The following is a 26,326-nucleotide window of genomic DNA, read 5'->3' as shown; positions in this document are numbered from 1 at the left end:
TGAGTTTTGCGTCTGGTCACAGGTTTGTGTGTTGTCCCCGCATCCCGCCGCACCTTTACTTGTCCCCACGCCTCCGTCCGTGTAGAAAGCCCTTCCACCCAATTCTGCACATGGACTTTCGATGAAGGCGTTGCCTTGGCTCTATCTGGCACTTCTCAGCCTCGGTTACGGATGGGCGCTGAGTATTGGCCACCTCGGCTGGCTCGCACTGATTACTCTGGGTCTGTTGTTGATAACCGCTTTTGCCGTGCGCCAACAGCAGGTGCCGGTGGCGCGTCTGCTGGGGCATGCGGTGTTCATCTTCCTCGCCCTGTCGCTGGCGCTGCACTGGTTGCCGGGGTTCGACAACGGTCGGGCCATTGCCCGGCTGCGGTTCACCGACGACGCCGTGCCATTCGTGATGTACCTGAATCTGGACAAGCCCTTGATCGGCTTCTGGCTGTTGCTGGCCTGCCCATGGATTGTCGCGGCACGCTCACTGCGTCAGACGGCGTACGCCAGCGTCTTCGCCCTGACATTAAGCGCAATCCTCGCGCTGGGCGGCGCGCTATTGCTCGGGATGATTGCCTGGGCGCCGAAATGGCCCGATCAGGCATGGCTGTGGCTGCTGAACAATCTGCTGCTGGTGACACTGGTCGAGGAAGCACTGTTTCGCGGCTATATACAGGGAGGCCTGAGCCGGCTCTTCAAGCACTTGCCCCATGGCGACAACCTCGCCCTGCTGCTGGCTTCGCTGGTCTTTGCCCTGGCGCACTTTGGCGCCGGGTGGCACTGGGTGCTGCTGGCGGGCCTGGCGGGGGTTGGCTATGGTCTGGCCTACCGTTTTGGCGGCCTCGGTGCGGCGATCGCCACGCACTTTGGGCTGAATCTGCTGCATTTTGGCCTGTTCACTTATCCGATGCTCGCCGGCTGAGACAAGTGCCGTTTTGCGACGCCGTGCTGAATATTGAAAAAAAATTTCAATAAAAAGCTGTCACCGCCGACAACCTTTCAAAGCCTTGCGGATTGAAAAACCATGCGTAATAACCAGCCCATTACACAACGCGAACGGACTTTCCCGGCTCAGCAGCGGTTGATTTCCACAACCGACGCCAAGGGCGTGATCACCTACTGCAACGACGCTTTCGTCGAGATCAGCGGGTTTTCGCGTGAAGAGCTGATCCGTGCGCCGCACAACCTGGTCCGTCACCCCGACGTCCCGGCTGCGGTGTTCTCGCACATGTGGGGCACACTGAAACAAGGCTTGCCATGGATGGGCATTGTCAAGAATCGCTGCAAGACCGGTGACCATTACTGGGTTAACGCCTATGTAACACCGGTGTTCGACGGCAATCAGGTGGTCGGTTACGAGTCGGTGCGGATCAAACCCACCGCCGAACAGATCCGCCGAGCCGAAGCGCTCTACCAACGCATCAACCAAGGCAAGTCGGCGATCCCTTCCAGCGATAAATGGCTGCCGGTGCTGCAGGACTGGCTGCCGTTCATTCTGGTCAGCCAACTGAGCTTCGTGATCGGCGCGACCCTGAACTCGCACTGGGGCTTCGCCCTCGCCGCCGGTCTGTCGGTGCCGCTGGGCCTGATGGGCCTGCAATGGCAGCAACGCGGGCTCAAGCGCCTGCTGCGTCTGGCCGAGCAAACCACCTCAGACCCGCTGATCGCACAGATGTACACCGACAGCCGAGGCGCGCAGGCGCGTCTGGAAATGTCGATCCTCAGCCAGGAAGCGCGTCTGAAAACCTGCCTGACCCGTCTGCAGGACACCGCCGAACACCTGACCGATCAGGCCAAGCAATCCGACGCGCTGGCGCACAACAGCTCCAGCGGCCTGGAACGTCAGCGCGTGGAAACCGAACAGGTCGCCACCGCCGTCAACCAGATGGCCGCCACCACGCAAGAAGTGGCGAGCCACGTACAGCGCACCGCCGACGCGACTCAGGAAGCCAATCGCCTGACCGGTCGCGGCCGCGACATCGCCGGGGAAACCCGCGAAGCCATTCAGCGTTTGTCCGTGGTCGTGGGTGAAACCGGCCTGACCGTGACGCAACTGGCCAAGGACAGCGACGAAATCGGCGGCGTGGTCGACGTGATCAAAGGCATCGCTGACCAGACCAACCTGCTGGCTCTGAACGCTGCGATTGAAGCAGCGCGTGCCGGCGAGATGGGCCGTGGTTTTGCCGTGGTAGCCGACGAAGTCCGCCAATTGGCGCAACGCACCAGCGAATCGACCGGGCAGATCCATGCCTTGATCGCGAAGTTGCAGCAGACCGCGTCAAGCGCCGTGCAAACCATGGAAGCCGGGCATCGTCAGGCCGAAGAAGGTGTGGCGCGGGTGCTGGAAGCGGATCAGGCGTTGGTCGGCATCAGCGAAGCAGTGGCCAACATCACCGACATGACCACGCAGATTGCTGCGGCGACGGAAGAGCAAAGTGCGGTGGCTGAAGAAATCAGCCGCAACATCAGCAATATTTCGGAACTGGCGGATCAGACGTCGGAACAGGCGCATAACTCGGCGTTGCTGAGTGAAGAGCTGACCAAGACGGCTAATACGCAGTATTCGTTGGTGGAGCGGTTTAACCGCTGATTGGATGGGTGATACGAAAAACCCGGATAGCGAGAGCTTCCGGGTTTTTTTATTGTGGCTCACGCGTGACTACACATTGGGGCGTCATGCCCTACAAACACGCCAGAATCCGCTGACTGGTGCGTTTTTTGGGAGGGCTCTATCGTTTGCCGGTAGATACCCAATCCCTTAAGCTGGTCAGTATGAATACATCTCCTTTGGAGGCTCCGATGGCCACCACCAGAAAGATCGACAAGCCGGTTAAAAAAGTCATTCGCGATGAACTGACTTTTCTTGATGTCCGGCAAGCCGCGCGTGATGGGCAGAAAGCGTTCGATAAATATGTGATCACTGGCAAGCTACCCATAACAAAGTAGCCATAGATGCCAGCAGTCAAAATCTCTGCGCTTTTCGAACAAATCAACAACTGGAAAAACTTCGCCGCTCATTTTTATAACTACAAAGTGTGCGGTGAACTGCCCGTTCTTTTCGGGCGAGACGAACGACTCGACCTCAGCGATATGCACCACATCCACCTGGCCAGCACCCAAGCGAACCAGTCGCGGTGGGCGAAAATAGACCGCCAGTATTATCGAACTGCCCTGATTGACGATCCTGACAACGACTTCTGGCTTATCTACGCCTACGATGCTTTCCGGGATGAATACCTTTTGCTGACAATCACTGGCCCCGATGCCCATAACCGGAGTGAGTGGGGTTCATTTCTGCGCACGGTGCATTGCGAGATTGTTGAGCCATGGGTTGTGGGAAAAGTCATCTATTCCGACCTCGACGACTTTTGATTAACTGGCTGGCCGGTTCCTCGGAAAATGTATTGAGTTGGTGATAACAAAAAACCGGATAGTGAGAGCTATCCGGTTTTTTGTTTTTGATTTGGCGTTACACGCGGTTACCCGCGATTACTGCGGCAAGCGCAGCCGGTCCAGAAGTCGATTTACCAGCAGCTCGTTCAACATGATCAGCTGTTGCAGCGCCAGCAGCGGTTTGCGCTCCGGGCCGCCGATTGAGTTGGCGATGTTGCCGGCCACGGCGTGGGCGTATGAAAGCGACTCGCTCGCTTCGACCAGCAGGGTTTCGTCATACAGCGTGGGGTCGACGAGATAGACGGGGCGAAATCTGGACGAGTTTTGGGGAGCGCCCAGGTCTTCGGGTTTGAGGTAATAGTCGAGGGCGCGATCGGTGGCCTCTTTGACCTTTTGCGGATCAAGCGCGGGGGCGTGGGGGATTGGATCTGTGTGCGGTGGGTTTGGTGTGATTTTGAACATGGATGAAGTCTCGTATCGAAATAAATAAGAGCCATCACCCTCGCTACCAAACGATGGGTGGCGGCCATGCGCGGGTTGGTAGACCGGTCGATACGGAAACCCGGCGCTCACGAATGAGCCCCACGCATGTCCACCATATAAAACGCAGCCGCAAAAATAAGGCTGAACAAGGTGGCGCCATACGGCGGTACCGAATCGGGCTACCAAACCCGATCACTGTTTTTCAGTGACAGGGAAACGATACAACCACTTCATAGCCGCGTAAGCCGGCGGATTCTGGCGTACGTGTAGGTAACGGCGCAAGGTGTTGTAGCCCTTATCACGTAACGCTTCGTGTAATTTAAACGGGGCATGAAGAGCCGGAAATTGTCCTCGATTTGGGCGGTGACTGGGCCGCCACTTTCGCGAGCAAGCCCGCTCCCACAGTTGGATTGGGTGGACTCAGGTGGAGATTGGTCGGCTCGTGGGGCGCCTTCGCTGGCAGGCCAGCTCCCACAGTTGGAATGGGTGTATTCAGGTGGCGATTGGTCGGCTCTTAGGCCGCCTTCGCTGGCAGGCCAGCTCCCACAGTTGGAATGGGTGTATTCAGGTGGAGATTGGTCAGCTCGTGGGGCGCCTTCGCTGGCAGGCCAGCTCCCACAGTTGGAATGGGTGTATTCAGGTGGCGATTGGTCGGCTCTTAGGCCGCCTTCGCTGGCAGGCCAGCTCCCACAGTTGGAATGGGTGTATTCAGGTGGAGATTGATCGGCTCGTAGGCCGCCATCGCGAGCAGGCGAAGGCCTACGGCTTTGATTTGTGTATCCCCCACGCGGCAAAGCCGCCCCACTCAACAGGATGAGCGTTAGCTCGGCTGCAGCTTTTGATCTTGATCCACGGGCGACGTCGGAAGGCTGAGTGGAGGGATTGATCCGGGGGTGGGAGCGCAGCGACCGTTTGGCGAAGCCAAACACATCGAGAGGAGGTGCAGCGCAGCAAACCGTAGGCGATGCTCCCGGATCAATCCCGGAGCGAAGGAACCCCGAGCTTTAGCGAGCGGGCCGCACGTAGGAGCAAGCGTTTTTTTGCTTACTTTTTTGAGGCGTTTGTCAAAAAAGTGAGTCGCCGTAAGGGCGAAACCCTAAGCAGCCATAACCGCAGCAACGGATAAACACCCAAACCTCAATGAAGAAACGCAGCCACCTTCTGCGCGGCGGCAGCCAAATGCTGCTCATGCGTAAACCCGGAAACCTTGAGCGGCTTCAAATCATGATCCCCAGAGGCCAACCAAAACACCTCAATACTCGGCGATAGATCGTAAGCCCCGACAGCGTCCCGATTGCCAAGAGCATCCCGCTCCCCCTGAACAATCAATGTCCGAGTCCGCAAAGAAGCCAAATGCTCAACCCGAGGCTTCTCCGGTTTCCCAACCGCATAAAACGGATACCCCAAACAAACCAACGCATCAGCGCCCAACTCGTCGGCCAAGAGACTGGCCATCCGCCCCCCCATCGACTTCCCGCCAACCGCCAAAACTCCAGCGACATGACGTCGCACTTCAGCGAAAACCTCACGCCAGCACTCCTGCAATTTCCCCGCAGGATTCGGCGGTCGTTTAACCCCATCAACCCGCCGCTGCGCCATATAAGGAAACTCAAACCGCAACACGTTGATACCAAGCCCGGCAAGGCGCCCAGCCATATCGTTCATCCAGTCACTGTCCATAGGCGCCCCTGCCCCATGTGCCAGGATCAACGTCGCCTCAGCCTCATCATCAGCGGCATCCCAAAGCCACCCACGATCCCGCACGCACTGCGCCCATTGATCCCCGTCAATACTGGCCTTGTGCTGTTTGTCCATGCTTGCCTCGCTTTTAGTCTGCCTATAACTCCAGACGAAGGATTCGCGGCGTTTTCTGCGCGCGCTCACTTCGGCTGAACCGTGGATGGGGAACCATGAACACTTCTATCAGTACCGCCTACAACTACAAGGTGGTCCGCCAATTCGCCATTATGACGGTGGTGTGGGGCATCGTCGGCATGGGGCTCGGGGTTTTTCTCGCCGCCCAATTGGTCTGGCCTGAACTCAACTTCAATTTGCCCTGGACCAGTTTCGGCCGTCTGCGCCCGCTGCACACCAACGCGGTGATCTTCGCGTTCGGTGGCTGTGCGCTGTTCGCCAGTTCGTTCTACTCGGTGCAACGCACCTGCCAGACGCAATTGTTCGCGCCGAAAATCGCCGCGTTCTGCTTCTGGGGCTGGCAGCTTGTGATCCTGCTGGCAGCCATCAGCCTGCCGCTGGGCTACACCAGTTCCAAGGAATACGCGGAGCTTGAGTGGCCGATCGACATCCTGATCACCATCGTCTGGGTCGCCTACGCCATCGTGTTCTTCGGCACGATCATGCAGCGCAAGACCAAGCACATTTATGTGGGCAACTGGTTCTTCGGCGCGTTCATCATCACCGTGGCGATCCTGCACATCGTCAACAACCTTGAGTTGCCGGTGAGTTTCACCAAGTCGTACTCGGTGTACGCCGGTGCGACCGACGCGATGGTGCAATGGTGGTACGGCCACAACGCCGTAGGCTTTTTCCTCACCGCCGGTTTCCTCGGGATGATGTACTACTTCGTGCCGAAACAGGCCGAGCGTCCGGTGTATTCGTATCGCCTGTCGATCGTGCACTTCTGGGCGCTGATCACCCTGTACATCTGGGCCGGCCCGCACCACTTGCACTACACCGCGCTGCCGGACTGGGCGCAGTCGCTGGGCATGGTGATGTCGCTGGTACTGCTGGCCCCGAGCTGGGGCGGCATGATCAACGGCATGATGACCCTGTCGGGCGCCTGGCATAAGTTGCGCAGCGACCCGATCCTGCGCTTCCTCGTGGTATCCCTGGCGTTCTACGGCATGTCGACCTTCGAAGGTCCGATGATGGCGATCAAGACGGTCAACGCCCTCTCCCACTACACCGACTGGACCATTGGCCACGTACACGCCGGCGCACTCGGCTGGGTGGCGATGATTTCCATCGGCGCGCTGTACCACATGATCCCGAAAATCTTCGGCAAAGAGCAGATGCACAGCGTCGGCCTGATCAACGCGCACTTCTGGCTCGCGACCATCGGCACCGTGCTCTACATCGCTTCGATGTGGGTCAACGGCATCGCCCAGGGCCTGATGTGGCGCGCAGTGAACGAGGACGGCACGCTGACCTATTCCTTCGTCGAAACCCTGGTGGCCAGCCACCCAGGCTTCGTCGTGCGGCTGATTGGTGGGGCGATCTTCCTCAGCGGCATGTTCCTGATGGCTTACAACACCTGGCGCACCGTGCGGGCCTCGCAGCCTGCTGACGTCGTTGCTGCCGCGCAGATGGCCTGAGGAGTCCGCCATGAAACACGAAACGATTGAAAAGAACGTCGGCCTGCTGATGCTGCTGATGGTGTTCGCCGTGAGCATCGGCGGCCTGACCCAGATCGTCCCGCTGTTCTTCCAGGACGTCACCAACAAACCGGTGGAAGGCATGAAGCCCTACACCGCGCTGCAACTGGAAGGCCGCGACATCTACATCCGCGAAGGCTGCGTCGGTTGCCACTCGCAGATGATCCGCCCGTTCCGCGCCGAAACCGAACGCTACGGACACTATTCGGTGGCCGGTGAAAGCGTCTGGGATCACCCGTTCCTCTGGGGCTCGAAACGTACCGGTCCGGACCTGGCCCGGGTCGGCGCGCGTTACTCGGATGACTGGCACCGCGCGCATTTGTACAACCCACGCAACGTCGTACCGGAATCGAAGATGCCAGCCTACCCATGGCTGGTCACACAAGCGGTCGACAGCAGCCACACCGAAACCAAGCTCAAGGTCATGCGTACCCTGGGCGTGCCGTACACCGACGACGACATCAGCGGCGCGGTGGCCAGCCTCAAGGGCAAGACCGAGATGGACGCCCTCGTCTCCTACCTGCAAGTGCTTGGCACTGCGATCAAGAGCAAGAGGTGAGCCATGCCGATCTTCTTTGGAATAAGCGAAATGAGCGCGGGGCTGATTCGCGGCTTAGGCACCGTGGTCGTATTTGTAGCTTTTATCGGCCTGACCCTCTGGGTGTTCAACCGCAAGCGCACGCCGGAATTCGCCGAAGCGCGCCTGCTGCCGTTTGCCGACGAACCGCAACCCGACCCAACCCCTGCAACTGAAACAAGGAGTACCCGGCCATGACCACCTTCTGGAGTACGTGGATCTGCGTACTGACCATCGGCAGCCTGATCGGCCTGACCTGGCTGCTGGTCGGCACCCGCCGGGGCGAAACCAAGGGCAGCGTCGACCAGACCATGGGCCACAGCTTCGACGGCATCGAGGAGTACGACAACCCGCTGCCGCAGTGGTGGTTCATGCTGTTCGCCGGCACGCTGGTGTTTTCCGTGGGCTATCTGATCCTCTATCCGGGCCTGGGCAACTGGAAAGGCATTCTGCCGGGTTACGAGGACGGCTGGACGGGCGTGCACGAGTGGGAAAAGGAAATGAGCAAGGCTGACGCCAAGTTCGGGCCGATCTTCGCCAAATTCGCCGCTATGCCGGTGGAAGAAGTGGCGAAGGATCCGCAGGCGCTGAAAATGGGCGGCCGTCTGTTCGCGTCCAACTGCTCGGTGTGCCACGGTTCGGATGCCAAGGGTGCCTTCGGCTTCCCTAACCTGGCTGACAAGGACTGGCGTTGGGGCGGCGATGCCGAGACCATCAAGACCACCATCATGGGTGGTCGGATGGCGGCGATGCCGGCCTGGGGCGAAGTGCTCGGTGAAACCGGGGTGAAGAACGTCGCGGCGTATGTGCGTCATGAACTGGCCGGCCTGCCATTGCCTGCCGACAGCAAGGCTGACCTGCAAGCCGGACAGCAAGCGTTCAGCACCACTTGCGTAGCCTGTCATGGGGCAACCGGCCACGGCACTGAAGCCATGGGTGCGCCGAATCTGACGCACCCGGCCGGATTTATCTATGGCACTGGCCTGACCCAACTCGAGCAGACCATCCGCCATGGCCGCCAAGGCCACATGCCGGCGCAGAACGAGCTGTTGGGCAACGACAAAGTGCAATTGCTGGCGGCTTATGTGTACAGCCTGTCGCACGGATTGAATACAGAAAAACTGATTACTGAAGACAACAAGCAGTAAGCATTGCGAACAACTCTGCCGCACCATTCTCGGTGCGGCAGCACCCAGCCCCTTTGCGACGCATTGTCGCACCCCTTCGTACCCTCTCCTTTCGGATCCCCCGATTCGGGTCTACGCTTGCTCGATGCGGACTGGCCCGTGCCGGTTCCAGGTCGACCTTGAGCGATGTGTTCGACAAATCGCCTGACTGACACAGCGCAAAGCCCGGTAGATACCGGCTGTCGCGCCAATGACCGTCCGTCACCCGATCACTGCGTTCGAACACACCTCGTTACAACTGACCTGAACCCCTCGCTTTTTTCGTCCGCTGCGACATTTTGTCCGAGGCCAATTTTGTCCTTACGCGGCGCATGGAAAGGCCGCAGAATCAGCGTTGGAAAGCATTGACCCAGGTCATGGCGCGTTGCAATGACCCCCTGCTCTCTGCATACTTGCGGCCGATTTTAATCCTAATAAAACACCCAAACCGTGGAACCTTAGAATGAGCACAGCAATCAGTCCGACTGCTTATAACTATAAGGTAGTCCGCCAGTTCGCCATCATGACGGTGGTCTGGGGGATCCTTGGCATGGGGCTCGGTGTCTTCATCGCCTCGCAACTGGTCTGGCCGGAATTGAACTTCGGTCTGCCGTGGACGAGCTTTGGACGCCTGCGCCCGTTGCACACAAACCTGGTGATTTTTGCCTTTGGTGGCTGTGCACTGTTTGCCACTTCCTACTATGTCGTGCAGCGAACCTGCCAGACGCGACTGATCTCCGACAGCCTCGCGGCCTTCACCTTCTGGGGCTGGCAAGCAGTCATCGTCGGCGCGATCATTACCTTGCCGCTGGGTTACACCACCACCAAGGAATACGCGGAACTGGAATGGCCGCTCGCCATTCTGCTGGCGATTGTCTGGGTCTCCTACGGACTGGTGTTCTTCGGCACCATCACCAAACGCAAAACCAAGCACATCTACGTCGGTAACTGGTTCTACGGCGCGTTCATCGTCGTTACCGCGATGCTGCACATCGTCAACCACGCCTCCTTGCCGGTCAGCTTCTTCAAGTCCTACTCGGCTTACGCCGGTGCGACCGACGCGATGATCCAGTGGTGGTACGGCCACAACGCCGTGGGCTTCTTCCTGACCACCGGCTTCCTCGGGATGATGTACTACTTCGTACCGAAACAGGCCGAACGTCCGATCTACTCCTATCGCCTGTCGATCGTGCACTTCTGGGCGCTGATCACCCTGTACATCTGGGCCGGCCCGCACCACTTGCACTACACCGCGCTGCCGGACTGGGCGCAGTCGCTGGGCATGGCGATGTCGATCATCCTTCTGGCGCCAAGCTGGGGCGGCATGATCAACGGCATGATGACCCTGTCGGGCGCCTGGCATAAGCTGCGCACCGACCCGATCCTGCGTTTCCTCGTGGTCTCGCTGGCGTTCTATGGCATGTCGACCTTCGAAGGTCCGATGATGGCAATCAAGACCGTCAACTCGCTGTCGCACTACACCGACTGGACCATCGGCCACGTACACGCCGGCGCACTCGGTTGGGTAGCGATGATCTCGATCGGCGCGATCTACCACATGATCCCGAAACTGTTCGGTCGTGCGCAGATGCACAGCGTCGGCCTGATCAACGCGCACTTCTGGCTCGCGACCATCGGCACCGTGCTGTACATCGCCTCGATGTGGGTCAACGGCATCACCCAGGGCCTGATGTGGCGTGCGATCAACGATGACGGCACCCTCACCTACTCGTTCGTCGAAGCGCTGCAAGCCAGCCACCCGGGCTACATCGTCCGTGCCCTGGGCGGTGCATTCTTCGCCAGCGGCATGCTCCTGATGGCTTACAACGTCTGGCGCACCGTGCGCGCCTCGAACCCGGCTGAAGCCGAAGCCGCCGCCCAGATCGCTGTCGTTGGAGCTCACTGATGAAGCATGAAGCTGTCGAGAAGAACATTGGCCTGCTGGCCTTCTTCATGGTCATCGCCGTCAGTATTGGCGGCCTGACCCAGATCGTTCCGCTGTTTTTCCAGGACGTCACCAACAAGCCGGTCGAAGGCATGAAGCCGCGTTCGGCGCTGGAACTGGAAGGCCGCGACATTTACATCGCCAACGGCTGTGTCGGCTGCCACTCGCAGATGATCCGCCCGTTCCGTGCTGAAACCGAACGCTACGGCCACTACTCGGTCGCCGGTGAAAGCGTCTGGGATCACCCGTTCCTGTGGGGTTCCAAGCGTACCGGTCCGGACCTGGCCCGTGTCGGTGGTCGTTACTCCGATGACTGGCACCGTGCGCACTTGTACAACCCGCGCAACGTGGTGCCTGAGTCGAAAATGCCGGCTTACCCGTTCCTCGTGGAAAACAAGCTCGACGGCAAAGACACGGCCAAGAAAATGGAAGTGTTGCGCACGCTCGGCGTCCCTTACACCGACGAAGACATTGCCGGTGCAAAAGACGCTGTGAAGGGTAAAACCGAAATGGACGCGCTGGTGGCCTATCTGCAAGGCCTGGGCACCATCATCAAAAGCAAACGGTGATCTAGATGGATATCGGGATGATTCGTGGCCTGGGCACCGTTGTCGTGATGGTGGCCTTCATCGGTCTGGCGCTGTGGGTGTTCAGCCCCAAGCGCAAGTCGGAGTTTGAAGACGCGACCTTGCTGCCTTTCGCGGATGATCCCGAAGCCATCAAGCACGTCGAGCAAGCTTCTAGGAGTAACAAAGAATGACTACATTCTGGAGTCTGTACGTCACAGTCCTCAGTCTCGGTACGATCTTCGCCCTGACCTGGCTGCTGCTGTCGACCCGCAAGGGCCAGCGCAGTGAACAGACGGAAGAGACCGTGGGCCACTCCTTCGACGGGATCGAGGAGTACGACAACCCGCTGCCGAAATGGTGGTTCATGCTGTTCGTGGGCACCATCGTGTTTGCGCTGGGCTATCTGGTGCTGTACCCAGGCCTGGGCAACTGGAAAGGCCTGCTGCCTGGCTACAACTACCTCGATAACGACAAGCAGACCGCGTTCGCCAACGGCAAGACCGGCTGGACCGGCGTTCACGAGTGGGAAAAGGAAATGGCTCGCTCGGACGCCAGGTTCGGTCCGATCTTCGCCAAGTTCGCGGCCATGCCGATCGAAGAAGTCGCCAAGGATCCGCAAGCACTGAAGATGGGTGGCCGCCTGTTCGCCTCCAACTGCTCGGTCTGCCACGGCTCCGACGCCAAGGGCGCCTATGGCTTCCCGAACCTGACCGACGCCGACTGGCGCTGGGGCGGCGAACCGGAAACCATCAAGACTACCATCATGGGCGGTCGTCACGCGGTGATGCCGGCCTGGGCCGACGTGATCGGCGAACAAGGCGTGGCGGACGTGGCTGCGTTCGTGGTGAGCAACCTCGATGGCCGCAAGCTGCCGGAAGGCACCAAGGCTGACGTTGCCAACGGCCAGAAACTGTTCGCCGCCAACTGCGTGGCCTGCCACGGTCCGGAAGGCAAAGGCACCCCAGCCATGGGTGCACCGAACCTGACCCACCCGGCCGCGTTCATCTACGGTTCGAGCTTTGCGCAACTGCAGCAGACCATCCGTTACGGCCGTCAGGGCCAGATGCCTGCGCAGGAACAACTGCAAGGCAACGACAAGGTGCACCTGCTGGCAGCGTATGTTTACAGCCTGTCCCACGGTGATAAACCAGCGGAAGCCGAGGCCCAGTAAAGCCAACGTCTGATGCATGAAAAAGCCCCCGCCAGTGATCTGGCGGGGGCTTTTTCATGGGCGACATCCCTGTATTTCATACCTTGAGACATATCCCGGATGGACGCGATTCAGCAAGGTCTGTAGCGTCCTTCACAGCCCGATGATCCGCATCGGAGAAACTTCAAGGATGAAGCCGCCATGCTGAATGATGACAACTCCCAACTCCTGATTGATCAGCCACCCACTGAAACCGTTCACGAGACCGAAGCAGTGGATCACTCCGTGAAAACCGTTGCCGCGCCACTGGGCAAACCGGTATCCCCTGACTCCAGAAACACCACAAAACCCCACCGAAATACCGGCAGCCTCGACAGCCTGGGCGGCGGCAGGCTGCCTTGAATCTTGAAACCCGGTCTGTATAAACCCGAAACGGCTTGCGCTCTTTACGAGGCCGTTTCGTCTCACACCAGCCATGAACCGACTAACGGACGGCTGAGCCCCGTCCCCCTCGATTGCCGCGCCGAAGGCAAAGTAGTAACGTTGCTACATCTGTATAGCAAGAGGTCAACCCTGATGGCAATCACCACCATCTCCAGCCGTGAATTCAATCAGGACACCAGCAGCGCCAAAAAGGCTGCGCGTCTGGGTCCTGTGATCATCACCGACCGTGGCAAGGCCTCTCATGTACTGTTGAGCATCGAGGAATTTCAGAAACTGAGCGGCGCACACGCAAACATCGTCGATTTGCTGGTCATGCCAGAGGCCGCCGACATCGAGTTCGAAACCGAGCGTGCAGTCATCACCCATCGCCCTGTGGATCTGTCCTGATGTATTTACTCGACACCAATGTGATATCCGAACTTCGCAAGCCGCAGGCAGACGCCAATGTCGTCAGTTGGGCCAAAAGCGTCATCGCCCCTCGCCTGTATATTTCCGCCATCACCTTGAAAGAACTGGAAACCGGGGTACTGCGAATGGAACGGCGCGATCCCGCTCAGGGAAAACTGCTGCGCAGCTGGCTGACGCGCCACGTCATGCCGGCCTTCGAAGCGCGAATCCTGCCGGTCGATGCCGCCGTGGCACTGCGTTGCGCCAGCCTGCATGTGCCTGATCAGGCCAATCAAAGCGATGCGTTGATCGCCGCCACAGCGTTGGTACACGGACTCACGGTGGTCACCCGCAATGTCGGTGATTTCCAGGCGAGTGGCGTTGCCCTGATCAACCCCTGGGAACAATGAATTAGCGACCGCGCCAAAACTGTCCATACTCAACAAGTCAATTGACCTGCATCAGGCTTTGCTGCATTCGCTACACCATTCACGTTTTTTCCCCAACGCGACCAAAGGTCGCACCCTTGAGCCAGAGCGACCGGCGTATCATTGCGCCACTGCAACACCTCTTTCTGACCGCGGTCGGCACGTATCGACCGAGGCATTTTTCCACTGCCGTGGGATGCAATGATGAGCAACCAGATTCCGGTACACGACGTCACACCACCCAGCAAGAACGCCAACAACAGCGTCGACCTTTACGCCTCTCGAGAAAAAATCTACACCCGCGCTTTCACTGGCCTGTTCCGCAATCTGCGGATGATGGGCGGCGCCGCCCTGTTCCTGTTGTATTTCGGCACGGTCTGGCTGAACTGGGGCGGCCATCAGGCGGTATGGTGGAACTTGCCGGAACGCAAATTCTTCATCTTCGGCGCAACCTTCTGGCCGCAGGACTTCATCCTGCTGTCGGGCCTGCTGATCATCGCCGCGTTCGGCCTGTTCTTCATCACCGTGTACGCCGGCCGCGTCTGGTGCGGCTATACCTGTCCGCAAAGCGTGTGGACATGGATTTTCATGTGGTGCGAAAAGGTCACCGAAGGCGACCGCAACCAGCGCATCAAACTCGACAAGGCGCCGATGAGCGCCAACAAGTTCCTGCGCAAAGCCGCCAAGCATTCACTGTGGCTGCTGATCGGTTTCGTCACCGGCATGACGTTCGTTGGCTATTTCTCGCCGATCCGCGAACTGGTGTTCGAGTTCTTCACCGGCCAGGCCGATGGCTGGTCGTATTTCTGGGTCGGTTTCTTCACCCTCGCCACCTACGGCAACGCCGGCTGGCTGCGCGAACAGGTGTGCATCTACATGTGCCCGTACGCACGCTTCCAGAGCGTGATGTTCGACAAGGACACCCTGATCGTTTCCTACGATCCGCGGCGCGGCGAAAGCCGTGGCCCGCGCAAGAAAGGCGTCGACTACAAGGCCCAGGGCCTGGGCGACTGCATCGACTGCACTATGTGCGTTCAGGTGTGTCCGACCGGCATCGACATCCGTGATGGCCTGCAGATCGAGTGCATCGGCTGCGCGGCGTGCATCGACGCCTGCGACGCGATCATGGACAAAATGGACTACCCGCGCGGGCTGATCAGCTACACCACCGAACACAACCTGTCGGGCCAGAAAACCCATAAACTTCGGCCACGCCTGATCGGCTACGCGGTGGTGCTGCTGGCGATGATCAGTCTGTTGGTGACCGCATTTTTCATGCGCTCGCTGGTCGGCTTCGACGTCAGCAAGGACCGCGTGCTGTACCGCGAGAATGCCGAAGGCCGAATCGAAAACGTCTACAGCCTGAAGATCATGAACAAGGATCAGCGCGACCACACCTACGTGCTGGAAGCCACCGGCCTGCCGGACCTGCGCTTGCAGGGCAAACGCGAGATCAAGGTCCCGGCCGGCGAAATCTTCAGCATGCCGGTGGAATTGTCGAGCGCACCGGAACAATTGCCGTCGAGCACCAACGAGGTGAAATTCCTCCTCAAGGATGCCGACGATGACAGCGTCCACGTTGAAGCCAAGAGCCGATTCATCGGCCCACAAAACCGTTGAGAGAACTGAACATGCCCGCAGCAAACGCCGCAAGTCCTTGGTACAAGCACCTTTGGCCGTGGATCATCATCGGGATTCTGGCCTGCTCGGTGACCCTGACGCTGTCCATGGTGACTATCGCGGTGAACAATCCGGACAACCTGGTCAACGACAACTACTACGAAGCCGGCAAGGGCATCAACCGCTCACTGGATCGCGAGCTGCTGGCGCAGAACCTGAAGATGCGCGCCAACGTGCACCTGGATAGCGTCACCGGCGAAGTCGACCTGCGCCTCAGTGGCGACAGCCAGCCGAAAACCCTGGAGCTGAACCTGATCTCGCCGACCCAGCCGGAGAAGGATCGCAAGATCGTCCTGACCCGCAGCGAAACCGAAACCGGCCGCTACATCGGCCAGTTGGGCGACAAGGTTGAAGGGCGCCGCTTTGTCGAGCTGCTGGGCACTCAGGATGACCACGTATGGCGCATGTTCGAAGAAGAACAGGTCAGCCATGACAAGGATCTGCTGCTGGGTGATGAACCGCTGCAGGGCGCGGAAGACCTGGATAAATAAAACCTGCGCTTCGCGCATTCGCGAGCAGGCTCGCTCCCACAGGTTGTGTGAACAACGCAAATCAAATGTGGGAGCGAGCCTGCTCGCGAAGAGGCCCTTGCCGACAACATAGATGTCTCTGATGACCACCCCACTCCCCTGCTACCACTGCGCCCTGCCCGTCCCGTCCGGCAGTCGCTTCACCGCCGTCGTGCTCGGGGAGTCCCGCGAGTTCTGCTGTCCCGGTTGCCAGGCCGTGGCCGAAGCCATTGTCGCCGGTGGTCTGGAAAGCTATTACCAGCATCGCAGCGAAGCCTCGGCCAACCCCGAAGCACTGCCGGTGCAACTGACCGATGAACTGGCACTGTACGACCGCGCCGATGTGCAAAAGCCGTTCGTGCGACACGAAGGCGATCTCGCCGAAACCACCCTGCTGATGGAAGGCATCAGCTGCGCTGCCTGCGGCTGGCTGATCGAGAAACACCTGCGCACCCTGCCAGCGGTGGCCGAGGCGCGCTTGAACCTGTCCAACCATCGCCTGCATGTACGCTGGGCCGACGCGCAATTGCCGCTGAGCCAGATCCTTGCCGAACTGCGCCACATCGGTTACGCCGCGCACCCATACCAGGCCGACCGCGCCAGCGAACAACTGGCCAGCGAAAACCGTCTGGCCCTGCGCCAGCTCGGCGTCGCCGGACTGCTGTGGTTCCAGGCGATGATGGCGACCATGGCCACCTGGCCGGAATTCAACATCGACCTCAGCCCCGAGCTGCACACGATCCTGCGCTGGGTCGCGCTGTTCCTCACCACGCCGATCGTGTTCTACAGCTGCGCGCCGTTCTTCAAAGGCGCGATGCGCGATCTGCGCACACGCCACCTGACCATGGACGTTTCAGTGTCGCTGGCGATCGGCAGCGCCTACATCGCCGGGATCTGGACCTCGATCACCGGGGTCGGAGAGCTGTATTTCGATGCGGTCGGCATGTTTGCGCTGTTCCTGCTCGCCGGGCGCTATCTGGAACGCCGCGCCCGCGAGCGCACCGCCGCCGCGACGGCGCAACTGGTCAATCTGCTGCCGGCCTCGTGCCTGCGCCTCGACGCCGACAGCCAGAGCGAACGTATTCTGCTCAGCGAATTGCGCCTGGGCGACCGGGTACTGGTGCAGCCCGGTGCGATTCTGCCGGCCGATGGCAAGATCCTCGATGGCCAGTCGAGCATCGACGAATCGTTGCTCACCGGCGAATACCTGCCTCAACCGCGCACGCAGGGCGACGCCGTGACCGCCGGCACACTGAATGTCGAAGGCGCATTGACCGTCGAAGTGCTGGCGCTGGGCCAGGACACACGGCTGTCGGCCATCGTCCGCCTGCTCGATCGCGCCCAGGCCGAAAAACCCCGGCTGGCGGAAATTGCCGACCGTGCCGCGCAGTGGTTTTTGCTGCTGTCGCTGATTGCGGCGGCAGCCATTGGCCTGCTGTGGTGGGAGCTGGATTCGTCACGCGCGTTCTGGATTGTCCTGGCGATGCTGGTGGCGACCTGCCCCTGCGCACTGTCGCTCGCCACGCCGACCGCGCTCACTGCCGCCACCGGCACCCTGCACAAACTCGGCCTGCTGCTGACACGCGGCCATGTGCTGGAGGGCCTGAACCAGATCGACACGGTGATTTTCGACAAGACCGGCACCCTGACCGAAGGCCGCCTGGTGCTGCGTTCGATTCGCCCGCTGGGCACGCTGAACAGCGATCAATGCCTGAGCCTTGCCGCGGCGCTGGAAAACCGCTCGGAACACCCGATTGCCCGCGCCTTCGGCCGCGCACCGCTGGCCGCCGAAGAGGTGCACAGCACACCGGGGCTTGGTCTCGAAGGACGGGTCGGCGCGCAGCGCTTGCGCATCGGTCAGGCAGAATTCGTCTGCGAGCTCAGCGGCGCGCCTGTGCCAGCGATGCCGCATGAGCCGGGGCAATGGCTGCTGCTCGGCAACGATCACGGACCGTTGGCCTGGTTCGTACTCGACGACCGCCTGCGCGACGATGCGCCCGCCCTGCTCGCCGCGTGCAAGGCGCGTGGTTGGCGCACGTTGCTGCTGTCGGGCGACAGCTCACCGATGGTTGCCAGTGTTGCCGCCGATCTGGGCATTGATGAGGCCCGTGGCGGTCTGCGTCCGGATGACAAACTGCAAGTGCTGCAACAACTGCACGCACAAGGTCGCAAAGTGCTGATGCTCGGCGACGGCGTGAATGACGTGCCGGTGCTGGCCGCTGCCGACATCAGCGTGGCCATGGGTTCGGCCACCGACCTGGCGAAAACCAGTGCCGATGCGGTGCTGCTGTCCAATCGCCTCGACGCGCTGGTGCAGGCCTTCACACTGGCACGGCGCACCCGCCGGGTAATCATCGAGAATCTGCTGTGGGCGGCGCTGTACAATGGCCTCATGTTGCCGTTCGCTGCCCTCGGCTGGATCACCCCGGTGTGGGCCGCGGTCGGCATGTCGATCAGTTCGTTGACCGTGGTGCTCAACGCCCTGCGCCTGACTCGCCTGCCGAGCGCGCCGGTCGTCGGCACCCGCTCAGAAACCCGCCCGTTGCCGGCTTGAGCCGCGCGAGCCTGGAGTACCGATGCCAGCCCTTTACGTGATGATCCCCGCCGCCCTGCTGATCGTGGCCATCGCCGTGTACATCTTTTTCTGGGCGGTGGACAGCGGTCAGTACGACGACCTCGACGGCCCGGCCCACAGCATCCTGTTCGATGATCAGGACCCGAACCACACCGCTGCCGTGGACGAAGCCAAGTCCGACAAACCGCAGGACAAGGCGCCACCCCATGCTTGAGCTGGCGCCCCTGCTGGTTTCGGCACTGATCCTCGGCCTGCTCGGCGGCGGTCATTGTCTGGGCATGTGCGGCGGCCTGATGGGCGCGCTGACCCTGGCGATACCCAAGGAACAGCGCAGTCGGCGTTTTCGCTTGCTGCTGGCGTACAACCTCGGACGCATCCTCAGTTACGCCACTGCCGGCCTGCTGATCGGCCTGGCCGGCTGGGCGGTGGCGAACAGCCCGGCAGCGATGTTCATGCGTATCCTCGCCGGATTGCTGCTGATCGCCATGGGCCTGTATCTGGCCGGTTGGTGGAGCGGCCTGACCCGTATCGAAAGCCTCGGTCGTGGCTTGTGGCGCTACATCCAACCGGTGGCCAACCGTTTGCTGCCGGTGTCGACACTGCCTCGCGCCCTGCTGCTTGGCGCGTTGTGGGGCTGGCTGCCGTGCGGACTGGTTTACAGCACGCTGCTGTGGTCGGCAAGTCAGGGCAATGCGCTGGACAGTGCGTTGTTGATGCTCGCGTTCGGCCTCGGGACATGGCCGGTGCTGCTCGCCACCGGGCTTGCCGCCGAACGTGTAACCGCGCTGCTGCGCAAGCGCAGCGTGCGCATGGCCGGTGGCTTGCTGGTGATTCTGTTCGGGGTCTGGACCTTGCCCGGGCCGCATCAGCATTGGCTGATGGGGCATTAGATTGGCGGTGCGGCCTTCGCGAGCAGGCTCGCTCCCACACTGATCGTGTGTAGCCCACACATCCCCTGTGTGAGCGAGCCTGCTCGCGAAGAGACCCGTCTGACCAACACTCCTCCTACCCGTTGATGCAAATCAAGAGCCCCCACGCTGCGCCCCGATAGACTCGCCACACTGCCAGCCTATCCGGGGAATGCCCGCATGCTCGACGCCATTCGTTGGGACACTGATCTGATCCGCCGCTACGACCTGGCGGGGCCGCGCTACACCTCGTACCCGACAGCCGTGCAATTCAACAGTCAGGTCGGCACCTTCGACCTGTTCCACGCCCTGCGCGACAGCCGCAAGGCGCTGCGTCCCTTGTCGCTGTACGTGCACGTACCGTTTTGCGCGAACATTTGCTACTACTGCGCCTGTAACAAGGTCATCACCAAGGATCGCGGTCGTGCACAACCTTATCTGCAACGTCTGGAGCAGGAAATCCAGCTGATCGCCTGCCACCTGGAACCTGCGCAGAAAGTCGAGCAGCTGCATTTCGGTGGCGGCACCCCGACATTCCTCAGCCACGACGAGCTGCGGCAGTTGATGGCGCATTTGCGCAAACACTTCAATCTGCTGGATGACGATTCCGGTGACTACGGTATCGAGATCGACCCACGCGAGGCCGACTGGTCGACCATGGGCCTGCTGCGCGAACTCGGCTTCAACCGGGTCAGCATCGGCCTGCAAGACCTTGACCCGGCGGTGCAACGGGCGGTCAATCGCCTGCAGAGTCTGGAAGAAACCCGCGCAGTGATCGACGCCGCGCGCACCCTGCAATTTCGTTCGATCAATATCGACCTGATCTACGGCCTGCCCAAGCAGACGCCGGAGAACTTCGCGCGCACCGTCGAAGAAGTCATCAGCCTGCAACCAGACCGGCTCTCGGTGTTCAACTATGCGCACCTGCCGGAGCGCTTCATGCCGCAGCGGCGGATCAACAGCAACGAGCTGCCGAGCCCGGCGCAAAAACTGGAAATGCTCCAGCGCACCATCGAACAACTGACCGCCGCCGGTTACCGCTACATCGGCATGGATCACTTCGCCCTGCCCGACGATGAACTGGCGATCGCCCAGGAAGAACAGACCCTGCAGCGCAATTTCCAGGGCTACACCACCCACGGGCATTGCGACCTGATTGGCCTGGGGGTGTCGGCGATCAGCCAGATCGGCGACCTGTACTGCCAGAACAGCAGCGACCTGAACCAGTACCAGAACACCCTCGCCGCCGCGCAACTGGCGACCAGTCGGGGCCTGGTGTGCAACGCCGACGACCGCCTGCGCCGCGCGGTGATCCAGCAGCTGATCTGCAATTTCAGCCTGGAGTTCGCTGCGATCGAGCAAGCGTTCAACATCGATTTTCAGGGTTATTTCGGCGCGCTGTGGCCACAACTGCAAGGCATGGCCAACGATGGCCTGATCACGCTGGATCGCGAAAGGATCGAAGTACTGCCGGCCGGACGCCTGCTGGTACGTTCGGTATGCATGGTGTTTGACGCGTATCTGGAACAACAGAACCGTCAGCGCTTCTCACGGGTGATCTAGTTCTTTGTCAGCAGTGAGCCAAGCTTGAGGTTTTGCTCGGCGGAAAGACCGGACTGGTCCATGACTTTGGACAGGGCAAGATTGGCGCTGATCAGGCCTGTGTTCAACGCGGCGATGGCACCGCGCAGCGCGGCGAGCATGTTGACCTTTTGCTCGTTGGACAGCCGCTTGTCGGCCATGACCGCGGCCATCCGGGCTTTCTTCTCGGCGATCTCTTTTTGCAGTTTGCGGATCATCTTCAGCAATTGCTGGACGTTCTCGGGCAAGCCGCTGTCTTCGATGTCGCTGTTCTCGCCCCCGGCGCTGAAGGCTTTTTCGATGGAGGCATTGGACAGCGACACTTTGACGCCCTCGACCAAGGTCGGGGTTGCCAACAGCGACGTGTCGGCATTCTGCTCAGCCCCGACGCCAGCCCTGGCGGTGTTCGGCACAGGCGCAACGCCGCTGTTACCGGGGTTCAGCGTGTCAATGGCGGCCATCGAAGCGGTTCCTTGCATACGTGGTGATACCCCTTTATCGGCCACTTGCCCCGCGGCTTTACGCCCGTGGGACAAAGTCGCCATGGACTGGCCTGAATGTCCTCCCGTGGGTTACCCTTACGGCTTATGTGTGTTTTCCCACAAGGATTCAAGAAATGTCCGAGCCAGTTAAACTGCGCGCTCACAACCAGGCCCATTGCAAGGATTGCAGCCTGGCCCCTCTCTGCCTGCCACTTTCTCTGAATCTGGAAGACATGGATGCGCTGGACGAAATCGTCAAACGTGGTCGCCCACTGAAAAAGGGCGAGTTCTTGTTCCGCCAGGGCGACACCTTCGATTCCGTTTATGCAGTACGCTCCGGCGCCCTCAAGACCTTCAGCCTGAGCGATACCGGCGAAGAGCAGCTCACCGGGTTCCACCTGCCGAGCGAACTGGTCGGCCTGTCCGGCATGGACACCGAAAAGCACCCGGTATCGGCTCAGGCGCTGGAAACCACTTCGGTCTGCGAAATTCCGTTCGAACGCCTCGACGAACTGGCCCTGCAACTGCCGCAACTGCGCCGCCAGTTGATGCGTGTGATGAGCCGCGAAATTCGTGATGACCAGCAAATGATGCTGCTGTTGTCGAAGAAAACCGCCGACGAGCGCATCGCCACGTTCCTCGTCAACCTGTCGGCCCGCTTCCGCGCTCGCGGGTTCTCGGCCAACCAGTTCCGCCTGAGCATGTCGCGTAACGAAATCGGCAACTACCTGGGCCTCGCGGTGGAAACCGTGTCCCGGGTGTTCACCCGCTTCCAGCAGAACGAACTGATCGCCGCCGAGGGCAAGGAGATCCACATCCTCGACCCGATCCAGCTCTGCGCCCTGGCCGGCGGCTCGCTCGAAGGCTGATCTCGATCCGCGGTTGAGCGAAGCGTTTCAGCCGCGGGTATACTGCGCCGTTTGCAGCCCTGCCAGGACACCTCGACGATGGCCTTCGACTCCTTCGACATCAAATCCCTGATCCGCCCCGTGATCGACTTCCCGAAACCGGGCGTGATCTTTCGCGACATCACTCCGCTGTTCCAGTCGCCCAAGGCCCTGCGCCTGGTGATGGACAGCTTCGCCCACCGCTATGTGGAAGCCGACTTCACCCACATCGGCGCGATGGATGCGCGTGGTTTCCTGATCGGTTCGGTGTTGGCTTATCAGTTGAACAAGCCGCTGGTGCTGTTCCGCAAGCAGGGCAAATTGCCGGCGGACGTATTGGCCGAAGGTTACGCGACCGAGTACGGCGAAGCGTTCCTGGAAGTGCACGCCGACAGCCTTTGCGAGGGCGACTCGGTGGTGATGTTCGATGACCTGATTGCCACCGGTGGCACGCTGATCGCAGCCGCCAACCTGATCCGCCGCATGGGTGCGCGGGTGCATGAGGCAGCGGCAATCATTGATCTGCCGGAGCTGGGTGGCTCGCAGCGTCTGGAAGACATGGGGATTCCGACGTTCTGCCTGACGCAGTTTGCTTTGACTGACAAGTAAGCAGCGCCCATCCGGTCGCCATCGCGAGCAGGCTCACGCCTACAATCTGGAACGCGTTCCTCTGTAGGAGTGAGCCTGGCCGCGATGAGGCCTGCAGACCCACCGCAAAATCTAAAGCCCCATCTGCTTGCTGATGATCTCGTTCATCACTTCCCGCGTCCCGCCGCCAATCGACAGAATGCGATTATCGCGATACAGCCGTTCCACCAGACTCTCGCGCATGTAACCCAGCCCACCGAGTATCTGCACCGCTTCGCGGGTGATCCGGTCCGAGGTGTCCGTGGCAACGTTCTTGGCCATGGAAATTTCCTTGATCACACTCTGCCCCGCCGCCATCTTCGCCGCCTGCCGATAGGTGAACTCGCGCGACACTTCCAGCGCCGTGGCCATTTCGGCCAGCCGATGCTTGATCACCTGAAACTTGCCGATCGGTTTGCCGAACGCCTCTCGCTCGCGCGCCCACTTCAAAGCCTCCTCCAGCGCCAGCTGTGAGGTCATGTTGGCCATCAGTGCCAGCGCCAGTCGCTCGCTCTGGAAATTGCCCATGATGCAGGCGAATCCCATGTTCTCGGCACCGATCAGATTGGCCACAGGCACCCGACAATCATCGAAGAACAGTTCAGCGGTGTCCGAGGCCCACCAACCCATTTTCTTCAGCTGGCGGCCTACGGTGAAGCCTGGGGTGCCCTTTTCGATCAACAACAGGCTGATGCCGCCGAAACCCGGCGCACCAGTGCGCACCGCGACAGTGTAGAAGTCGGCGCGGACGCCGCTGGTGATGAAGGTCTTGCTGCCGCTGACTCGATAGAACTCGCCGTCACGCACAGCGCGGGTTTGCAGGTTGGCGACGTCCGAGCCGCCGCCGGGCTCGGTGACCGCCAGTGCACTGATTCTCTCGCCGCTGAGCACCTGCGGGACGACCCGCTCGCGCACCTCGGGCCGCGCCCATTTGACGACCGGTGGCAGCCCGATATCCAGCGAACCCAGCCCGGCGACCAGGCCGCCGGAACCGCAGCGCATGAGTTCTTCACTGGCGGCGACCTTGGCGAACAGATCACCTTCGTGGCTGCCGCCCAGCGCTTCGGGATAACCGATGCCAAGAATCCCCGCAGCGCCCGCCTTCAGGTACAGCTCGCGGGGAAAGCTTTCGGCTTCTTCCCACGCATCGATGTCCGGCAAAATCTCGCGCTCGACGAAGCGCCTGACGCTGTCGCGGACCATTTGGTGGCTGGGGTCGAAGTATTCCTGGAAGGCAGGCATCGGCGAACTCCATCGAAGGGTTGGCCGACGTTAACCGAGCGCTTGCTTGGTTTTCAATACAATTGTGCGAATCAGATGAACCGAGTGCGCCCTTCGCGAGCAGGCTCGCTCCCACATTCGATCACGTTCATTCAGATTGAATGCGGTCCAATGTGGGAGCGGGCTTGCTCGCGAAGGCGTCTGTTCAGACGCCCTGTAACTCAGAGAGAGATCGGTTTACGCCCGGCAAACGAATGCGCCAGCGTCCCGCCATCCACCAGTTCCAGTTCGCCACCCAGCGGCACACCGTGAGCAATGCGCGAGGCAATCAGACCCTTGTTACTCAGGAGCTGAGCGATGTAATGCGCCGTGGCCTCACCTTCCACCGTCGGGTTGGTGGCGAGGATAACCTCGGTAAAGGTGCCCGCCTCTTCGATGCGCGCCATCAACTGCGGAATCCCGATCGCCTCAGGCCCCAGACCGTCGAGCGGCGACAGATGGCCCTTGAGCACGAAGTAGCGGCCACGGAAACCGGTCTGCTCCACCGCGTAAACGTCCATCGGCCCTTCCACCACGCACAGCAGCGTGTCGTCGCGGCGGGTATCGGCGCATTGCGGGCACAGATCGTCTTCGGTCAGCGTGCGGCACTGACGGCAGTGACCAACCCCCTCCATGGCCTGGCTCAAGGCCTGGGCCAGGCGCGTGCCGCCGCTGCGATCACGCTCGAGCAATTGCAACGCCATGCGCTGGGCGGTTTTCTGACCCACGCCCGGCAAGGTTCGCAGGGCGTCGATCAGTTGGCGAATCAAAGGGCTGAAGCTCATGGGTAAAAAGTCCGACAAAACAACGAGACGCGGTTTATACCCGCGCCTCCGGCCAGCGTCAAATGCTCAGTCCTGGGCGACCTTCACCACCAGTTTGCCGAAGTTGCGCCCCTCCAGCAGACCGATAAACGCCTCGGGCGCCTGCTCCAGGCCTTCCACCACATCCTCACGGAACTTCACCTTGCCATCGCGCACCCACGGCACCATGTGACTGATGAATTCCGGCTGGCGGTCGCCATAGTCGTCAAACACGATAAAGCCCTGAATACGCACACGCTTGGTCAGCAGCGTGCGTTGCAGCATTGGCAGACGATCAGGGCCTTTCGGGGCCTCGGAGGCGTTGTAGCCGGCGATCAGCCCGCACAGTGGAATCCGCGCCTTGGGGTTGAGCAGCGGCACCACGGCATCGAACACATGCCCGCCGACGTTCTCGTAATAGATGTCGATGCCTTTCGGACAAGCCTTGGCCAGTTGTTCGGCAAAGTCCGGCGCCTTGTGATCGATGCACGCATCAAAACCCAGCGCCTCGACCACGTACCTGCACTTTTCGGCCCCACCGGCTACGCCGACGGCGCGCAGGCCCTTGATTTTCGCAACCTGGCCGACCACCGAACCGACCGCCCCGGACGCAGCCGCCACCACCAGGGTTTCGCCTTCCTTGGGCTGACCGATGTCCATCAGCCCCATGTACGCGGTCATCCCCGGCATGCCCAGCACACCGAGGGCCATCGACGGGCTCGGCAGGCCGGACGGGATCGGGATGATGTTGCGTCCGTCGCTGATGCTGTGACTCTGCCAACCGGTGAGACCGACCACCAGATCGCCCTGGTGGAATTTCGGATGGCGCGAATCCTCGACACGACTGACAGCACCACCGGTCATCACTTCGCCGATTTGTACCGGCGCGGCGTAGGACGGTGCGTCACTCATGCGCCCGCGCATGTAAGGGTCGAGCGACAGGTACAGGGTTTTCAGCAGCACCTGGCCGTCTTCGAGGTCCGGCAGCGCTTCGCGTTCCAGTCGGAAATTTTCCGGGGTCGGCGCGCCGACCGGGCGCGAAGCGAGGACGAAGCGTTGGTTGAGCGTCAGAGGGTCGGACATGTC

At 60.7% G+C, this 26,326-nt stretch carries 29 protein-coding genes; 22 read left to right on the top strand and 7 right to left on the bottom strand.

Going from position 1 to position 26,326, the window contains the following annotated elements; translation table 11 throughout:
• Positions 1–121: 121 nt before the first annotated feature.
• The 4 genes from U862_RS0110570 (at position 122) to U862_RS0110555 (ending at position 3,363) form a co-directional block, all read left to right on the top strand.
• Entirely contained in the window at positions 122–913 is a 792-nt protein-coding gene (locus U862_RS0110570; RefSeq protein ID WP_025110375.1) for a CPBP family intramembrane glutamic endopeptidase, read from the top strand.
• 102 nt (positions 914–1,015) lie between these two features.
• Positions 1,016–2,581: a PAS domain-containing methyl-accepting chemotaxis protein gene (locus U862_RS0110565; RefSeq protein ID WP_025110374.1), complete on the top strand. Its 1,566-nt coding sequence runs from the start codon at positions 1,016–1,018 to the stop codon at positions 2,579–2,581.
• A gap of 209 nt (positions 2,582–2,790) precedes the next feature.
• Positions 2,791–2,937: a hypothetical protein gene (locus U862_RS30865; RefSeq protein ID WP_165369536.1), complete on the top strand. Its 147-nt coding sequence runs from the start codon at positions 2,791–2,793 to the stop codon at positions 2,935–2,937.
• Positions 2,938–2,943: 6 nt separating this feature from the next.
• A complete protein-coding gene (locus tag U862_RS0110555) occupies positions 2,944–3,363 on the top strand; it encodes a type II toxin-antitoxin system YafO family toxin (protein ID WP_025110373.1) in 420 nt (139 codons plus the stop codon).
• A 117-nt stretch (positions 3,364–3,480) separates the two neighbouring features.
• Here the strand turns inward: U862_RS0110555 and U862_RS0110550 are convergent, their stop codons facing one another.
• Both U862_RS0110550 and U862_RS0110545 read right to left on the bottom strand, forming a co-directional pair.
• Positions 3,481–3,846 carry a DUF6124 family protein gene (locus tag U862_RS0110550; RefSeq protein ID WP_025110372.1) on the bottom strand — a complete coding sequence of 122 codons (366 nt, stop codon included), beginning with the start codon at positions 3,844–3,846 and terminating at the stop codon, positions 3,481–3,483.
• Positions 3,847–5,004: 1,158 nt separating this feature from the next.
• Positions 5,005–5,682: an alpha/beta family hydrolase gene (locus tag U862_RS0110545; protein WP_025110371.1), complete on the bottom strand. Its 678-nt coding sequence runs from the start codon at positions 5,680–5,682 to the stop codon at positions 5,005–5,007.
• Positions 5,683–5,777: 95 nt separating this feature from the next.
• Here U862_RS0110545 and ccoN (U862_RS0110540) point away from each other — a divergent pair, with 95 nt between their 5' ends.
• The 8 genes from ccoN (U862_RS0110540) to ccoP (U862_RS0110505) all read left to right on the top strand — a co-directional run bounded on the left by ccoN (U862_RS0110540) (position 5,778) and on the right by ccoP (U862_RS0110505) (position 12,690).
• A complete protein-coding gene (gene ccoN / locus U862_RS0110540) occupies positions 5,778–7,202 on the top strand; it encodes a cytochrome-c oxidase, cbb3-type subunit I (RefSeq protein WP_025110370.1) in 1,425 nt (474 codons plus the stop codon).
• Between the two features lie 10 nt (positions 7,203–7,212).
• Entirely contained in the window at positions 7,213–7,821 is a 609-nt protein-coding gene (gene ccoO, locus U862_RS0110535; RefSeq protein ID WP_008082031.1) for a cytochrome-c oxidase, cbb3-type subunit II, read from the top strand.
• A gap of 3 nt (positions 7,822–7,824) precedes the next feature.
• On the top strand, positions 7,825–8,037 hold the full coding sequence (locus tag U862_RS0110530) for a CcoQ/FixQ family Cbb3-type cytochrome c oxidase assembly chaperone (RefSeq protein WP_029977586.1): 213 nt from the start codon (positions 7,825–7,827) through the stop codon (positions 8,035–8,037).
• Entirely contained in the window at positions 8,034–8,987 is a 954-nt protein-coding gene (ccoP, locus tag U862_RS0110525; RefSeq protein WP_025110368.1) for a cytochrome-c oxidase, cbb3-type subunit III, read from the top strand. Before U862_RS0110530 ends, ccoP (U862_RS0110525) begins: the two co-directional genes overlap by 4 nt.
• A 481-nt stretch (positions 8,988–9,468) precedes the next feature.
• Entirely contained in the window at positions 9,469–10,911 is a 1,443-nt protein-coding gene (gene ccoN, locus U862_RS0110520) for a cytochrome-c oxidase, cbb3-type subunit I (protein ID WP_003223381.1), read from the top strand.
• A complete protein-coding gene (ccoO, locus tag U862_RS0110515) occupies positions 10,911–11,519 on the top strand; it encodes a cytochrome-c oxidase, cbb3-type subunit II (protein ID WP_025110367.1) in 609 nt (202 codons plus the stop codon). The genes ccoN (U862_RS0110520) and ccoO (U862_RS0110515) overlap by 1 nt, the downstream gene beginning before the upstream one ends.
• A gap of 5 nt (positions 11,520–11,524) precedes the next feature.
• Positions 11,525–11,710 carry a CcoQ/FixQ family Cbb3-type cytochrome c oxidase assembly chaperone gene (locus U862_RS0110510; protein ID WP_003175465.1) on the top strand — a complete coding sequence of 62 codons (186 nt, stop codon included), beginning with the start codon at positions 11,525–11,527 and terminating at the stop codon, positions 11,708–11,710.
• Positions 11,707–12,690, top strand: coding sequence for a cytochrome-c oxidase, cbb3-type subunit III (ccoP, locus tag U862_RS0110505; RefSeq protein WP_025110366.1), 984 nt, complete (start codon positions 11,707–11,709; stop codon positions 12,688–12,690). The genes U862_RS0110510 and ccoP (U862_RS0110505) overlap by 4 nt, the downstream gene beginning before the upstream one ends.
• Positions 12,691–12,822: 132 nt before the next feature.
• Here ccoP (U862_RS0110505) and U862_RS30860 read toward each other — a convergent pair whose 3' ends face one another.
• Positions 12,823–13,146, bottom strand: a complete 324-nt coding sequence (locus tag U862_RS30860) for a hypothetical protein (protein ID WP_025110365.1) — start codon at positions 13,144–13,146, stop codon at positions 12,823–12,825.
• 99 nt (positions 13,147–13,245) lie between these two features.
• Here U862_RS30860 and U862_RS0110495 point away from each other — a divergent pair, with 99 nt between their 5' ends.
• The 8 genes from U862_RS0110495 to hemN all read left to right on the top strand — a co-directional run bounded on the left by U862_RS0110495 (position 13,246) and on the right by hemN (position 21,163).
• A complete protein-coding gene (locus U862_RS0110495) occupies positions 13,246–13,500 on the top strand; it encodes a type II toxin-antitoxin system Phd/YefM family antitoxin (protein ID WP_025110364.1) in 255 nt (84 codons plus the stop codon).
• Positions 13,500–13,910: a type II toxin-antitoxin system VapC family toxin gene (locus tag U862_RS0110490; protein ID WP_025110363.1), complete on the top strand. Its 411-nt coding sequence runs from the start codon at positions 13,500–13,502 to the stop codon at positions 13,908–13,910. Before U862_RS0110495 ends, U862_RS0110490 begins: the two co-directional genes overlap by 1 nt.
• Positions 13,911–14,132: 222 nt before the next feature.
• Positions 14,133–15,548: a cytochrome c oxidase accessory protein CcoG gene (gene ccoG / locus U862_RS0110485; protein WP_025110362.1), complete on the top strand. Its 1,416-nt coding sequence runs from the start codon at positions 14,133–14,135 to the stop codon at positions 15,546–15,548.
• A gap of 11 nt (positions 15,549–15,559) precedes the next feature.
• Entirely contained in the window at positions 15,560–16,099 is a 540-nt protein-coding gene (locus U862_RS0110480; RefSeq protein ID WP_025110361.1) for a FixH family protein, read from the top strand.
• 121 nt (positions 16,100–16,220) lie between these two features.
• Positions 16,221–18,671: a heavy metal translocating P-type ATPase gene (locus U862_RS0110475; protein WP_025110360.1), complete on the top strand. Its 2,451-nt coding sequence runs from the start codon at positions 16,221–16,223 to the stop codon at positions 18,669–18,671.
• Positions 18,672–18,693: 22 nt separating this feature from the next.
• Complete coding sequence (ccoS, locus tag U862_RS0110470; protein WP_025110359.1) at positions 18,694–18,906, top strand: cbb3-type cytochrome oxidase assembly protein CcoS; 213 nt, start codon at positions 18,694–18,696, stop codon at positions 18,904–18,906.
• The gene (locus tag U862_RS0110465; protein WP_025110358.1) at positions 18,899–19,582 is read left to right on the top strand and encodes a sulfite exporter TauE/SafE family protein; all 684 of its coding nucleotides are present in this window, start codon (positions 18,899–18,901) and stop codon (positions 19,580–19,582) included. Before ccoS ends, U862_RS0110465 begins: the two co-directional genes overlap by 8 nt.
• 198 nt (positions 19,583–19,780) lie before the next feature.
• A complete protein-coding gene (gene hemN / locus U862_RS0110460; RefSeq protein ID WP_025110357.1) occupies positions 19,781–21,163 on the top strand; it encodes an oxygen-independent coproporphyrinogen III oxidase in 1,383 nt (460 codons plus the stop codon).
• Here hemN and U862_RS0110455 read toward each other — a convergent pair.
• Complete coding sequence (locus U862_RS0110455) at positions 21,160–21,642, bottom strand: hypothetical protein (RefSeq protein WP_025110356.1); 483 nt, start codon at positions 21,640–21,642, stop codon at positions 21,160–21,162. The genes hemN and U862_RS0110455 overlap by 4 nt on opposite strands.
• A gap of 155 nt (positions 21,643–21,797) precedes the next feature.
• Between U862_RS0110455 and fnr the strand changes: the two genes are divergently transcribed.
• Entirely contained in the window at positions 21,798–22,532 is a 735-nt protein-coding gene (gene fnr / locus U862_RS0110450) for a fumarate/nitrate reduction transcriptional regulator Fnr (protein WP_025110355.1), read from the top strand.
• 78 nt (positions 22,533–22,610) lie between these two features.
• Positions 22,611–23,159 (top strand): adenine phosphoribosyltransferase, encoded by a 549-nt coding sequence (locus U862_RS0110445; RefSeq protein WP_025110354.1) that lies wholly within the window; start codon positions 22,611–22,613, stop codon positions 23,157–23,159.
• 111 nt (positions 23,160–23,270) lie between these two features.
• Here U862_RS0110445 and U862_RS0110440 read toward each other — a convergent pair whose 3' ends face one another.
• The 3 genes from U862_RS0110440 to U862_RS0110430 form a co-directional block, all read right to left on the bottom strand.
• The gene (locus tag U862_RS0110440; protein WP_025110353.1) at positions 23,271–24,419 is read right to left on the bottom strand and encodes an acyl-CoA dehydrogenase family protein; all 1,149 of its coding nucleotides are present in this window, start codon (positions 24,417–24,419) and stop codon (positions 23,271–23,273) included.
• A gap of 200 nt (positions 24,420–24,619) precedes the next feature.
• Positions 24,620–25,222 (bottom strand): recombination mediator RecR, encoded by a 603-nt coding sequence (gene recR, locus U862_RS0110435; RefSeq protein ID WP_003223341.1) that lies wholly within the window; start codon positions 25,220–25,222, stop codon positions 24,620–24,622.
• A gap of 66 nt (positions 25,223–25,288) precedes the next feature.
• Entirely contained in the window at positions 25,289–26,323 is a 1,035-nt protein-coding gene (locus U862_RS0110430; protein ID WP_025110352.1) for an NADP-dependent oxidoreductase, read from the bottom strand.
• Between the last annotated feature and the right edge of the window lie 3 nt (positions 26,324–26,326).

The organism is Pseudomonas sp. H1h (genome assembly GCF_000633255.1).
Lineage (GTDB): Bacteria > Pseudomonadota > Gammaproteobacteria > Pseudomonadales > Pseudomonadaceae > Aquipseudomonas.
The sequence above is the reverse complement of the archived record's forward strand: the minus strand, read 5'-3'. Positions and strand labels throughout refer to the sequence as shown.

Coding starts and splice junctions, on each gene's coding strand:
- U862_RS0110570 (WP_025110375.1), top strand. CDS start 122: ATGAAGGCGTTGCCTTGGCTCTATCTGGCACTTCTCAGCCTCGGTTAC.
- U862_RS0110565 (WP_025110374.1), top strand. CDS start 1,016: ATGCGTAATAACCAGCCCATTACACAACGCGAACGGACTTTCCCGGCT.
- U862_RS30865 (WP_165369536.1), top strand. CDS start 2,791: ATGGCCACCACCAGAAAGATCGACAAGCCGGTTAAAAAAGTCATTCGC.
- U862_RS0110555 (WP_025110373.1), top strand. CDS start 2,944: ATGCCAGCAGTCAAAATCTCTGCGCTTTTCGAACAAATCAACAACTGG.
- U862_RS0110550 (WP_025110372.1), bottom strand. CDS start 3,846: ATGTTCAAAATCACACCAAACCCACCGCACACAGATCCAATCCCCCAC.
- U862_RS0110545 (WP_025110371.1), bottom strand. CDS start 5,682: ATGGACAAACAGCACAAGGCCAGTATTGACGGGGATCAATGGGCGCAG.
- ccoN (WP_025110370.1), top strand. CDS start 5,778: ATGAACACTTCTATCAGTACCGCCTACAACTACAAGGTGGTCCGCCAA.
- ccoO (WP_008082031.1), top strand. CDS start 7,213: ATGAAACACGAAACGATTGAAAAGAACGTCGGCCTGCTGATGCTGCTG.
- U862_RS0110530 (WP_029977586.1), top strand. CDS start 7,825: ATGCCGATCTTCTTTGGAATAAGCGAAATGAGCGCGGGGCTGATTCGC.
- ccoP (WP_025110368.1), top strand. CDS start 8,034: ATGACCACCTTCTGGAGTACGTGGATCTGCGTACTGACCATCGGCAGC.
- ccoN (WP_003223381.1), top strand. CDS start 9,469: ATGAGCACAGCAATCAGTCCGACTGCTTATAACTATAAGGTAGTCCGC.
- ccoO (WP_025110367.1), top strand. CDS start 10,911: ATGAAGCATGAAGCTGTCGAGAAGAACATTGGCCTGCTGGCCTTCTTC.
- U862_RS0110510 (WP_003175465.1), top strand. CDS start 11,525: ATGGATATCGGGATGATTCGTGGCCTGGGCACCGTTGTCGTGATGGTG.
- ccoP (WP_025110366.1), top strand. CDS start 11,707: ATGACTACATTCTGGAGTCTGTACGTCACAGTCCTCAGTCTCGGTACG.
- U862_RS30860 (WP_025110365.1), bottom strand. CDS start 13,146: ATGGCTGGTGTGAGACGAAACGGCCTCGTAAAGAGCGCAAGCCGTTTC.
- U862_RS0110495 (WP_025110364.1), top strand. CDS start 13,246: ATGGCAATCACCACCATCTCCAGCCGTGAATTCAATCAGGACACCAGC.
- U862_RS0110490 (WP_025110363.1), top strand. CDS start 13,500: ATGTATTTACTCGACACCAATGTGATATCCGAACTTCGCAAGCCGCAG.
- ccoG (WP_025110362.1), top strand. CDS start 14,133: ATGAGCAACCAGATTCCGGTACACGACGTCACACCACCCAGCAAGAAC.
- U862_RS0110480 (WP_025110361.1), top strand. CDS start 15,560: ATGCCCGCAGCAAACGCCGCAAGTCCTTGGTACAAGCACCTTTGGCCG.
- U862_RS0110475 (WP_025110360.1), top strand. CDS start 16,221: ATGACCACCCCACTCCCCTGCTACCACTGCGCCCTGCCCGTCCCGTCC.
- ccoS (WP_025110359.1), top strand. CDS start 18,694: ATGCCAGCCCTTTACGTGATGATCCCCGCCGCCCTGCTGATCGTGGCC.
- U862_RS0110465 (WP_025110358.1), top strand. CDS start 18,899: ATGCTTGAGCTGGCGCCCCTGCTGGTTTCGGCACTGATCCTCGGCCTG.
- hemN (WP_025110357.1), top strand. CDS start 19,781: ATGCTCGACGCCATTCGTTGGGACACTGATCTGATCCGCCGCTACGAC.
- U862_RS0110455 (WP_025110356.1), bottom strand. CDS start 21,642: ATGGCCGCCATTGACACGCTGAACCCCGGTAACAGCGGCGTTGCGCCT.
- fnr (WP_025110355.1), top strand. CDS start 21,798: ATGTCCGAGCCAGTTAAACTGCGCGCTCACAACCAGGCCCATTGCAAG.
- U862_RS0110445 (WP_025110354.1), top strand. CDS start 22,611: ATGGCCTTCGACTCCTTCGACATCAAATCCCTGATCCGCCCCGTGATC.
- U862_RS0110440 (WP_025110353.1), bottom strand. CDS start 24,419: ATGCCTGCCTTCCAGGAATACTTCGACCCCAGCCACCAAATGGTCCGC.
- recR (WP_003223341.1), bottom strand. CDS start 25,222: ATGAGCTTCAGCCCTTTGATTCGCCAACTGATCGACGCCCTGCGAACC.
- U862_RS0110430 (WP_025110352.1), bottom strand. CDS start 26,323: ATGTCCGACCCTCTGACGCTCAACCAACGCTTCGTCCTCGCTTCGCGC.